At 66.3% G+C, this 10,770-nt stretch carries 8 protein-coding genes; 4 read left to right on the top strand and 4 right to left on the bottom strand.

Going from position 1 to position 10,770, the window contains the following annotated elements; all coding sequences use genetic code 11:
* On the bottom strand, nt 1-173 hold a 173-nt coding region (locus BRAO375_RS37590; protein WP_139031453.1), incomplete at its 3' end, for an FAD-dependent oxidoreductase.
* 137 nt (nt 174-310) lie between these two features.
* On the opposite strand from BRAO375_RS37590, the gene BRAO375_RS23230 reads away from it, so the two are divergent.
* On the top strand, nt 311-982 hold the full coding sequence (locus BRAO375_RS23230; RefSeq protein ID WP_009029897.1) for a GntR family transcriptional regulator: 672 nt from the start codon (nt 311-313) through the stop codon (nt 980-982).
* Nucleotides 983-1,068: 86 nt separating this feature from the next.
* Here the strand turns inward: BRAO375_RS23230 and BRAO375_RS23225 are convergent, their stop codons facing one another.
* Nucleotides 1,069-1,833, bottom strand: a complete 765-nt coding sequence (locus tag BRAO375_RS23225) for a DsbA family protein (RefSeq protein ID WP_035641762.1) — start codon at nt 1,831-1,833, stop codon at nt 1,069-1,071.
* 97 nt (nt 1,834-1,930) lie between these two features.
* Nucleotides 1,931-3,331, bottom strand: a complete 1,401-nt coding sequence (locus BRAO375_RS23220; RefSeq protein ID WP_009029895.1) for a M48 family metalloprotease — start codon at nt 3,329-3,331, stop codon at nt 1,931-1,933.
* Between the two features lie 163 nt (nt 3,332-3,494).
* On the opposite strand from BRAO375_RS23220, the gene BRAO375_RS23215 reads away from it, so the two are divergent.
* Together BRAO375_RS23215 and dctA are read left to right on the top strand one after the other, a co-directional pair.
* Entirely contained in the window at nt 3,495-4,694 is a 1,200-nt protein-coding gene (locus BRAO375_RS23215; protein ID WP_009029894.1) for a pyridoxal phosphate-dependent aminotransferase, read from the top strand.
* Between the two features lie 117 nt (nt 4,695-4,811).
* A complete protein-coding gene (gene dctA / locus BRAO375_RS23210; protein WP_009029893.1) occupies nt 4,812-6,149 on the top strand; it encodes a C4-dicarboxylate transporter DctA in 1,338 nt (445 codons plus the stop codon).
* A gap of 95 nt (nt 6,150-6,244) precedes the next feature.
* Here dctA and BRAO375_RS23205 read toward each other — a convergent pair whose 3' ends face one another.
* Complete coding sequence (locus BRAO375_RS23205) at nt 6,245-9,484, bottom strand: Rne/Rng family ribonuclease (RefSeq protein ID WP_009029892.1); 3,240 nt, start codon at nt 9,482-9,484, stop codon at nt 6,245-6,247.
* An 810-nt stretch (nt 9,485-10,294) separates the two neighbouring features.
* Here BRAO375_RS23205 and BRAO375_RS23200 point away from each other — a divergent pair.
* The coding region (locus tag BRAO375_RS23200) for an AMIN domain-containing protein (RefSeq protein ID WP_244423248.1) at nt 10,295-10,770 on the top strand (476 nt) is incomplete at its 3' end.

Genomic DNA, 10,770 nt, shown 5'->3' with positions numbered 1-10,770 from the left:
CGGGTGTGGCGCGTGTTGCCGCCGCGATAGAATTTCGTGGCGGCTTCGAGGACGATCACCGAGGCACCGGCGCGGCGCGCCGCAATAGCCGCGCACAGGGCCGCGTTGCCGCCGCCGACCACCACGACGTCGTAGGTCTGGGGATGATCGGCGATGCCGCCGTCGGTCGTCATGACGCGATCTCTCTCCGGGATAGCAAACCGGGGCATCAAGCGACCCGCGGTGCTGCAACGGATTTTCGTATACTATTGTATACAAAAATATGCAATCGGCCTTTTCCTCGGCGGTGGGCTGTGAGACAGTGACTTTCATGACTTCCGACCTGCCCACGCTCACGATCGACCGCGACAACGTCTCATTGGGTGAGGCGGTGTTCCGTGCCGTCTGTCAGGCCCTGGAGACCGGCGTCTATCGATCCGGTGATCGGCTGCGCGAGGACGAGGTCGCCCAGCGGCTGAACGTCAGCCGCACCCCTGTCCGGGAGGCGTTCGGGCGGCTGATGGCGAAGGGCTGGGTGCAGCCGGCCGGTGGCCGCGGCCTGATCGTACGCAGCCTGCACCCGAGCGAGGTTCTCGAGCTCTACGCCATGCGGGAGATCCTCGAAGGCGCGGCGGCCCGGCTTGCAGCGCAATACGCGGCGCCCGCCGAAATTGCAGCGCTCCGCGACCTTCACGCGCGCTTCGTCGCCGCAGCCGGCGACGCAACGGAGCTTGCGCGCCTGAACCGGCTGATGCACGGCGCGATGCAGCGGGCGGCGCGCAACCGCTATCTGGATGCGGCGCTGGCCGACATGCACGTGGCGATTTCGCTGCTGGGCACCACGACCTTTGCCGCCGAAGGACGCCCGGCGACCGCAGCCGCCGAACACGCCGAGCTCATCGAGGCGATTGCGGCCGGCGATCCCGACCGCGCCGAGGCGATCGCGCGCCAGCATATCCGCGAGGCGCTGCGGACCCGGCTGGGCATGAAGCTGACGGCCTGAACAGGCGCGATCGGCTCACGCCAAAAAAACAAAAAGGCCGGCTGATCCAGCCGGCCTTTCGTTTCTCATCCCGTACTGCGCTGCGCTCAGCAGGTCGCCTTGCCGCAACGCGCGGTGCTGATCTTCTCGCGCAGGCCTTCGACGCCGACAGCGCCGATCACAACCTGCTTGCCGATCACGTAGCTCGGCGTGCCGTTCATGCCCATCTCCTCGGCGAGCTTGAAGTTCTCTTCGATGGTCGCTTTGGCCTCTGGGCTCGACATGTCCTTCTCGACCCGCGCCATGTCGAGGCCAAGCTCCTTGGCGACGGCGAGCGCGTGGGCCTTGTCCGCCTGGCCGCGGCCGCCGAGCAGCTTCTGGTGGAAATCGAGATATTTCTGCGGCGCCTGCATGCGCACCGCGACGGCGACCTGCGCAGCCTCGACCGAGCCCTGGCTCAGCACGGGGAACTCCTTGAGCACGACCTTCAGCTTCGGATCGCTCTTCATCAGTTCCATCATGTCGCCCATTGCGCGCTTGCAGTAGCCGCAATTGTAGTCGAAGAACTCGACGAAGGTGACGTCGCCATCCTTGTTGCCGAGCACGACACCGCGCGGCGAGTTGAAGATGGTGTCGGCGTTCTTGGCGATGCTCGCCTCGTGCTTGGCCGCCTCAGCCGCGGTCTGCCGCTTCTGCAGCTCGGCCATCGCTTCCTCGAGCACCTCGGGATGGGCGATCAGATAGTTCCTGACGATGGTCTCGATCTCGCCCCGCTGGCTGTCGGAGATGCTCTGTGCCGTCGCGACCTGCGGGACGCCGCTGAGCGAGAGCGCGAGCAGCGCCGCGGGAAGGAGCGTGCGGAGTGACGGCATGAAGGAGGTCCTCTTGGTCAAATGATCGGGTCCTTGTCGAGGGCTGTGAGAGGTATCTTGGTAATCTGGACGTGATGTTAGCAGCAAATCGGTCGTTCTACTGGCTCGAAAGCGGCTTGGACGCGACGATGTCGTCCGCCTTTACCCAACCCGGCGAGCCGACCGCGAACCGGGTCTTGGCCCGGGATGCGAGCTCGCGGGCGGTCTTGTTGTCGCCTCGGAGGAAGGCGGCCTGGGCCGACGCAAGATCAGCCTCGGCATAGTCGCCCTTGCGGCCATAGGCCATCGCGAGCTGGGAATAGCCGAGTGGCGCCTCGGATTCGCGCGCCACCGCCGCGCGCAGGATCGAGATCGCTTCCTCCGTGTAGGCCTTGTTCTCGGATGCCACCAAGGCCTGGCCAAGTAACATGTTGATGAGCGGCGCGTTATTGGACAGCTGCACGGCCTTGCGCAGCGGCGCGATCGCCTCCGCCGGACGGCCGCCTTCGAGCAGGGCCTGACCGCGAACCTCATAGAAATAGGGATTGTTGGGCTGCGCCTGGATCAGCGCGTCGATCTGGCTCAGCGCGCTGCGCAGGTCGCCATGGAGGTAGGTCGAGATCGCCCGGGCATAGCGGGCCGGCATGCTGTTGTCGGATAGCGGATAGCGCCGCGCCACCGTGTCCGGTCGCTCCATGAACGCCGAGATCTTGGCGCGGACCATGTCGTGGCGCAGCTGCAGCGCCGGATCGTCCTTCTTGTCCCAGTAGGGCGACTGCTTCGCCAGACCTTCCAGCGCCTCGACGCGGTCCGCCGGCATCGGATGCGACTGCAGATAGGGATCGGCACCGCGAGCGGCGAACAGGCTCTCATTGGTGAAGCGCTTGAACGTCTCGTACATGCCCTTCGGCGACTGGCCGGTGGCCGAGAGGAATTTGACGCCGGCACGGTCGGCGTTCTCCTCCTGCTGCCGCTGGTAGGACAGCAGCGAGCGGCGGATGACCTCGCCCGGGGCCGCCAGCGTGGCGGCGCCGGCATTGGCGAGGCCGCCATTGCTGTTGCCGCGGGAGGCGCCCACGGCAAGCGCACCGGCGCCGAGGATGGTCGCGATGATCATCTGGGTCTGGGCGGTGGCGAGCTGCTGGCGCAGCTTGGCGAGATGGCCGCCGGCGAGATGGCCCGTCTCGTGGGCGAGCACGCCGATCAGCTGGTTCGGATTGTCCGACTGCATGATCGCGCCGTAGTTGACGAAGATGCGGCGGCCGTCGGCGACGAACGCGTTGAACGAGCCATCATTGATGATGACCATCTGGATGTTCTGCTTCTCGAGTCCGGCGACGCGCAGGATCGGCCGCGTGTATTCACGCAGCAGCACCTCGGTCTCGGTATCGCGCAGGATCGGCGGTCCCTTGCCCTGCTGCGCCGAAGCCGGCACCATCGGCATCAGCGCCACAGCGGCCGCGACCAGCGCGGCACATCCGCGGGTCAGTTTCTTGCGAAGCACGATACGGAGCAACATCAGGCGATCTTTGCAATTGGCGCGAGGCTCGATACGGGCTATTGCCCACCAAACGGCGGAATGCGGCTCATCTGCGGCGAAGGAGCCCCAATGAGGTCTCATTGGGCTCACGCCAGCGCGTGCAGAGAGCGGTCCGAACAGCTGGGGTCAATAGCAGATATCCATGGTGGATGCGACAGTGATACCGACATTGGAACAGCGGATCGCCAGCCTGACCGCGCCCTCCGCCCGCAGCAATGTTCCGCCGTTCATGGTGATGGACGTGATGGCTGCGGCCGAGCGCATCGAGGCTGGCGGTGGTCAGGTCATTCACATGGAGGTCGGCCAGCCGGCCGCGCCGGCGCCGCGCACCGCGATTGCAGCCGCCCATGCGGCGCTCGACCAGGCCCGCATCGACTATACGTCGGCGCTGGGACTGTCGTCGCTGCGTCAGCGCATCGCGCGACACTATCGCGAGACCCACAAGTGCGAGATCGATCCGGCGCGGATCGTGATCACCACGGGGTCCTCGGCGGGGTTCATCCTGGCCTTCCTGGCGATGTTCGAGCCGGGCGATCGCGTGGCCGTGACGGTGCCGGGCTATCCGCCGTATCGCCACATCCTGACCGCGCTCGGCTGCGAGCCGGTGCTGATCGAGACCACCGCCGAGAACCGCCATGCCCTGACCGGGGAGGCGCTGCTCGCGGCGCATCGCAAGACGCCATTGAAGGGCGTGCTGGTGGCGAGCCCGGCCAATCCGACGGGCACGATGATGTCGCGCGAGGCGCTCGGCGGCGTCATCGCCGCGGCGCGCGACGCCGGCATCCGCTTCATCTCCGACGAGATCTATCACGGGCTCGACTACGCCTTTCCGGCGGTCACCGCGGCGGAGCTGTCGTCCGACGCCCTGATCATCAACTCGTTCTCGAAATACTTCTGCATGACCGGCTGGCGCATCGGCTGGATGGTGGTGCCGGACGCGCTGGTGCGTCCGATCGAACGCCTGCAGCAGAATCTCGCGATCTCGGTTCCGACCTTGTCGCAGATCGCGGCCGAGGCGGCGTTCGACGGCCGACCGGAGATGGAGGCGATCAAGCACGGCTATCAGGAGAACCGCCGCATCCTGATCGAGGGCTTTCCGAAAGCCGGCCTGACCCGGTTCCTGCCGGCGGATGGCGCATTCTACCTCTATGCCGACGTCTCCGACTTCACGACCGACAGCTTCGAGTTCGCCAAGCGCATGTTGGAGGAGACCCATGTCGCGGCGACGCCCGGCGTGGACTTCGATCCGATCCACGGCCGCAGCTACGTGCGCTTTTCCTACGCACGCTCCGCCGAGGACATGCGCGAGGCGGTGGCGCGGATCGCGCGCTGGCTCGGCTAGGGCAGGGCGCTTGACCCACCTTGGTTGACATTGACTCGGCCGCGACAATTTGTCTGAGGTGCGCCGCGCAAAGGGCTGGGACACGCGACGCCCGATAGACGAAGGTGGATGAGGCCGATGGCGGCAGCGACTGAAATCGGAACGCCAGGCGTTCCGTCGCGACAGGGCAGCAAGCCCTGGTACAGCGTACTCTATGTGCAGGTGTTGATCGCGATCGTGATCGGTATCTTGGTCGGCTGGCTGTTTCCCAACATCGCCACCAACGACTGGATCAAGGCGCTCGGCGACGGCTTCATCAAGCTGATCAAGATGGTGATCGCGCCGATCATCTTCTGCACCGTCGTTTCGGGCATCGCCCACATCCAGAACGCGAGCAAGGTCGGGCGGGTCGGCGTCAAGGCGCTGGTCTATTTCGAGATCGTCTCGACCTTCGCGCTGGTGCTCGGCCTCATCGTCGGCAACCTCGCCCCGATCGGTCACGGCCTTGCCGCCAAGCCGGATGCGGCGGCGGTCGCCAACTACGTCAAGCAGGCCGAGGCGCAGAAGTCGGTCGACTTCGTCCTCAACATCATTCCCGACAGCGTCGTCGGCGCGCTGGCGCGCGGCGATATCCTCCAGGTGCTGCTGTTCGCGATCCTGTTCGGCTTCGCATTGATGGCGCTGGGGGAGCGCGGTCACCGGCTGCGCGACGTGATCGATGATACCGCGCATGCGGTGTTCGGCGTCATCGCCGTCGTCATGAAGGCCGCGCCGGTCGGCGCGTTCGGCGCCATGGCCTATACGATCGGCAAATATGGCCCGGCGGCGCTCGGCAACCTGATCGGCCTGATCGCGCTGTTCTACGTCACGGCCGGCCTGTTCGTCGTGATCGTGCTCGGGCTGATCGCGCGCTTCATCGGATTCAGCATCTTGAAGTTCATCACCTACATCAAGGACGAGCTGTTGATCGTGCTCGGCACCAGCTCCTCGGAGAGCGCGCTGCCGCAGCTGATGGAGAAGCTGGAGCGGCTCGGCTGTTCGAAGCCGGTGGTCGGCCTGGTCGTGCCGACCGGCTACTCCTTCAATCTCGACGGCACCAACATCTACATGACCCTGGCGACGCTGTTCATCTCGCAGGCGCTCGGCGTCGAGCTGTCGTTCACGCAGCAGGTCACCATCCTGATCGTTGCGATGCTGACCTCGAAAGGCGCCAGCGGCGTCACTGGCGCCGGCTTCATCACGCTGGCCGCGACCCTGTCGGTGGTGAATCCGGCGCTGGTGCCGGGCATGGCGATCGTGTTCTCGATCGACAAGTTCATGAGCGAGGTGCGTGCGCTCACCAACATCACCGGCAACGGCATCGCGACCGTGTTCGTGTCGTGGTGGGAAGGAGAGCTCGACCACGACCTGCTGCAGCGCCGTCTCAACCAGCAGATCGATCCGTCGGACGTCGAGACCGCGATCACCACCGGCTGAGCCCGTCGCGCGGCGCGGCGGATCGATTCCAACAAAAAACGCCCGGCCATTCGGCCGGGCGTTTTGCATTAGAACGCTTGAACGGGTGCGGCGGCCTACTGGCCGCCACCGAATCGGCGCGACCACCAGCCGGCCCGGCGCGGGGCCGACGGGGTCTGCTCCGGCTCCGTCGCGGCCGGCTCGGATGCCGGGCTCTGCGCAACCGGAGCAGGGATGCTCTCGGCGACATTCATGGTGGACGCCGTGCTGTCCGGCTTCGGCTCGGTGGCGAAGCTGACCTTCTCGCGCACGGTGGACCGGCGCGGAGTCTTCTCGGACTCGGTCTTGGGAGCCTCGGCTTCCTGTACGGCAGCTTCAGTCAACGGAGAGGGAGCCTCCGGGGCCGGCGCAGCAGGCGTGGTCACGACGGTCTCATCAGAGTCCGTCGCAGCTACGGCGTGCGCAGGAGCCGCATGCTCGGTCGATTCCTCGTCGTCGTGGTGAGGTGCGCCATTGCCGTCGAAATCCGCAACTGCCGCTTCAGCTTCCGACGCAGATGCTGGCGCGAGCTCGTCGCCGATCGACGCAGCGAGACCTTCGTCCGCGCCGCCACGGCGACGGCGGCCGCCGCGACGGCCGCGCCGACGCGGACGCCGTTCGCCACTGGCCTGATCGTTGGACTCGCCCTGGGCGAACGCCGGCTGTTCCTCGGACTCGTCCTCCTCGGCCTCGCCGTCCTCGGCCGGCTGCTCGGCAGCCAGGCCCGGTTCGGTTGACGGAGAGACGACAGCGCCTTCCGGCAACGCACCCTCGCGGGCCTCGCCGCCGCGGCCACGCCGGCGCCGGCGCCGCTTGCGGCGGGGACCATCACGCTCGCCATCGCCGGGGGCGCCATCGGCAGCCTCTTCGGACAGACCTTCGGTCTCCTCGGTCTCGACCTCGGATTCCGTCTCGACGTCGAACGCTTCCTCGTCGTCGTAGATCTCCTCGGCCACCAGCGGCGGCGCGGAAGCCTGCGCCACGAGCAGCGCCTTGGCCGCCTCGAGCGTGTGCACCTGCTCGCCGCGGTCGATGATGAAGGATTGCTGGCCGCTGACATTCGGATCGGCGATGACGGCGAGCGAGACCTTGAAGCTGTTCTCGAGGTCGCGCAGATGGCCGCGCTTGTGGTTGAGCACGTAGAGCGCCACCTCGGTGCGGGTGCGGACCACGAGATTGTGGGTCGCGCCCTTCATCAGCGCCTCTTCGAGGCTGCGCAGCAGCTGCAATGCCACGGACGAGACCGAGCGGACATGGCCCGTGCCGCCGCAATGCGCGCACGGCTCGGTCGAGCTCTCCAGCACGCTGGCGCGGATGCGCTGGCGCGACATTTCCAGCAGGCCGAAATGCGAGATGCGGCCGACCTGGATGCGCGCCCGATCCTGCCGCAGGCAGTCGGACAGCTTGCGCTCGACGGAGCGGTTGTTCCGCTTCTCGTCCATGTCGATGAAGTCGATGACGATCAGACCGGCGAGGTCGCGCAGCCGGAGCTGCCGCGCCACTTCCTCGGCGGCCTCCATGTTGGTCTTGAGCGCGGTGTCCTCGATGTGATGCTCGCGCGTAGCGCGGCCCGAGTTCACGTCGATCGAGACCAGCGCCTCGGTCTGGTTGATCACGATGTAGCCGCCCGAGCGCAGCTGCACGGTCGGCGAGAACATCGCATCGAGCTGGCTCTCGACGCCCATGCGCGAGAACAGCGGCTGGCCGTCGCGATATTGCTTCACCGCCCGGACGTTGGTCGGCATCAGCATCTTCATGAAATCGTGCGCCTCGCGGTAGCCGGCTTCGCCGGCCACCAGGATCTCGTCGATCTCCTTGTTGTAGAGGTCGCGCAGCGAGCGCTTGATCAGCGAGCCTTCCTCATAGACGAGGGTCGGCGCCTGCGACTTCAGCGTCATGTCGCGGACCGTTTCCCACAGACGCAGCAGATATTCGAAGTCGCGCTTGATCTCGGGCTTGGTGCGGTTGGCGCCGGCGGTGCGCAGGATGACGCCCATGCCCTCGGGCACGTCGAGGTCCTGCACCACTTCCTTCAGGCGCGAGCGGTCCTGCGCCGAGGTGATCTTGCGGCTGATGCCGCCGCCACGGGCAGTGTTGGGCATCAGCACGGCATAGCGGCCGGCCAGTGACAGATAGGTCGTCAGCGCAGCGCCCTTGTTGCCGCGCTCTTCCTTGACCACCTGCACCAGCATCACCTGGCGGCGCTTGATGACCTCCTGGATCTTGTACTGGCGGCGCGGACGGAAGGTGCGCTCCGGCACCTCCTCGAGCACGTCGTCGCCGCCGACGGATTCGACGACCTCTTCCTCGATCTCCTCGTCGTCTTCCTCGTGCTCGTCGGAGACGACCTCGGTGCCATTCTCGTCACCCGGCACGATCGTGACGCCGTCGCCCTCATGCCCGGCTACAGGGGCGATATCGGCGACGTCCTCGTCGTGGTCATGCTCGTCGTGATCGTGCTCGTCATGGTCATGATGATCATGCTCATGATGGTCATGGCCGTGGTCGTCGTGATCATGCTCGTCGTGAGCGTGGGTCTCATGATGATCGTCAGCCTCGTCTGCCTCAGCAGCGCCGGGCGCGTCGCTGGTCGAAGCGGCCGTGGTCTCTGCGGCTTCCGCGGCCGGTTGTTCGGCGGCAGCAACAGGCTCCGCGGGCGCCTGCGCGGCGACCGCATCGTGCTGCTCGTGAGACGGCTCGTCCGCACCCTGCTGCGCGTCCGTCGCGTCATGATGCCCGAGGGCGACGACCGGCGCTTCGGAGAAGCCATGTGTCTCGCCGTGCTCGCCGGCTTCCGCATGCGGCTGATCCGAATGCGGCTGATCCGAATGATCGTCCTGGGCGTAAGCGTGATGCTCGTGCGCCTCGTGGTCGGCCTCATGACCTTCGGCGTGAACCGGCTGACCGCTCTCGGCGGCCTCCACGATCTCGCTCTGAACGCGCTCGCCGCTGCCGCGGCGCCGCGAGCTGCGGTGACGGTTGCGACGGCGGTTGGAGCGGTTCTCGCTCTCTTCCTCGGCCTCGCGGTGGGCCCGCTCCTCGGCCTCGATCAGCGCCTGCCGGTCGGCGACCGGGATCTGATAGTAGTCGGGATGGATTTCGCTGAAGGCGAGGAAGCCGTGGCGGTTGCCGCCGTACTCGACGAAGGCCGCCTGCAGCGAAGGCTCAACGCGGGTGACCTTCGCCAGGTAGATGTTGCCCCGGAGTTGCTTGCGCTGGGCAGTTTCGAAATCAAATTCCTCGACGCGGTTGCCGCGGACGACAACCACCCGGGTCTCTTCCGGGTGGGTAGCATCGATCAACATCTTGTTGGGCATATTGGAACTCTTGGAGGCGACGGACGCGGTTGGCCGCGAGCGCGTGGCGCGCTGTCGGATGACGCGACGGTCCACCTGATTCGGGGGTGAGGGGAAGGCCTAAACGCAGCTGGTCGCGCCGTGCCGCCCCTGGGGCCGGCGGGGCGATTGGCCGAGCGGGGGGCAGGCCCCGCATCGGCGCGGATCGTCCGCTGGTCATGGTTGGCAACTCAGTCTGGCGCATCAAGCGTCGGCCCGTCTGGAATATGTGGGCGGCAGCGGGTGCCGCCTTTGTCTCTTGCCGAAGGCCGGATTGCGCCGAGACGCATGCCCTGTATCGATACCCACTCCCCTCGGGAATGTGGTATCAGGCTACGCCGTGTCTGACCTCGACCAAATCTGACCCTTGGCCATATCTGACGTGGTGCCCGGGACGGTCTCTGCGAGACGGCGCCTGCGCTAGGCGCTACTCGGCTCGTGACCAGCTTTCCGTCGCAGCCGCGCGGGGATCGCGCAGGCTTGGGGAGCGTCGGAAAGGCGCTGGAACCTCCGCAACGATCGAGGGACCTCGAAGTGAGAAACCCGACCACGGAGCTTCCGGCGTTTCACCGGGAGGTTGAACGCGACACAACCGGCAGTAAGGAGTAGCCTTCAGCCCTTCGTACATACGAGGAATGGCCAGACGGTGCAAGGGAAGCGTCGCGGAACCGCAACAATCGGTGGCCTTTAACGAAAATGACAAAATTAGGCGATTAACCCCTGGGATTGGTTGCGGTAAGACCGTCGCGCGGAGGCACGGAATTGGCAACTGGCCGGGCAGGATACCTCTCTATGCTGGGATGCGTGGCGCTCTGCGTCACGCAAATGTTATGTGCGGTTGTCTCTCCGGCGCGAGCCCAGAGCGGTCCGGTTGGGCAGGTCCCACCGCCGGTTGTCGGTCCGGGGTTCCCCATCGCCACCGATGCCCGGCTTGCCGGTGACGCCCGCCAGACCCGCTTCGTGCTCGATCTGGACAAGACCGTGCCGTTCCGGGCCTTCCTGCTCAGCGACCCCTATCGAGTGGTGATTGATCTGCCGCAGGTCAGCTTTCACTTGCCGCCGGGGGCCGGAACCGCAGGGCGCGGCCTCGTCAAGGCGTTTCGCTACGGGCTGGTGATGCCCGGTGGCTCCCGAATCGTGTTCGATCTGACCGGTCCTGCCCGAATCGCCAATTCCACGGTGCTCGACGCCGCCAACGGTCAGCCGCCGCGGCTCGTGATCGAGCTTGAGGAGGTCGACGAGGCCACCTTCGCCCGCGCCGTCGGCAC

This window comes from Bradyrhizobium sp. ORS 375 (genome assembly GCF_000239775.1).
Taxonomy (GTDB): domain Bacteria; phylum Pseudomonadota; class Alphaproteobacteria; order Rhizobiales; family Xanthobacteraceae; genus Bradyrhizobium.
This window is presented reverse-complemented; position numbering and strand designations above follow the sequence as displayed.

Bases quoted from the DNA above. Each gene is read 5' to 3' on its own strand.
- BRAO375_RS23220 (WP_009029895.1), bottom strand. From the start codon at position 3,331: ATGTTGCTCCGTATCGTGCTTCGCAAGAAACTGACCCGCGGATGTGCC.
- dctA (WP_009029893.1), top strand. From the start codon at position 4,812: ATGGCGGCAGCGACTGAAATCGGAACGCCAGGCGTTCCGTCGCGACAG.
- BRAO375_RS23205 (WP_009029892.1), bottom strand. From the start codon at position 9,484: ATGCCCAACAAGATGTTGATCGATGCTACCCACCCGGAAGAGACCCGG.
- BRAO375_RS23225 (WP_035641762.1), bottom strand. From the start codon at position 1,833: ATGCCGTCACTCCGCACGCTCCTTCCCGCGGCGCTGCTCGCGCTCTCG.
- BRAO375_RS23230 (WP_009029897.1), top strand. From the start codon at position 311: ATGACTTCCGACCTGCCCACGCTCACGATCGACCGCGACAACGTCTCA.
- BRAO375_RS23215 (WP_009029894.1), top strand. From the start codon at position 3,495: ATGGTGGATGCGACAGTGATACCGACATTGGAACAGCGGATCGCCAGC.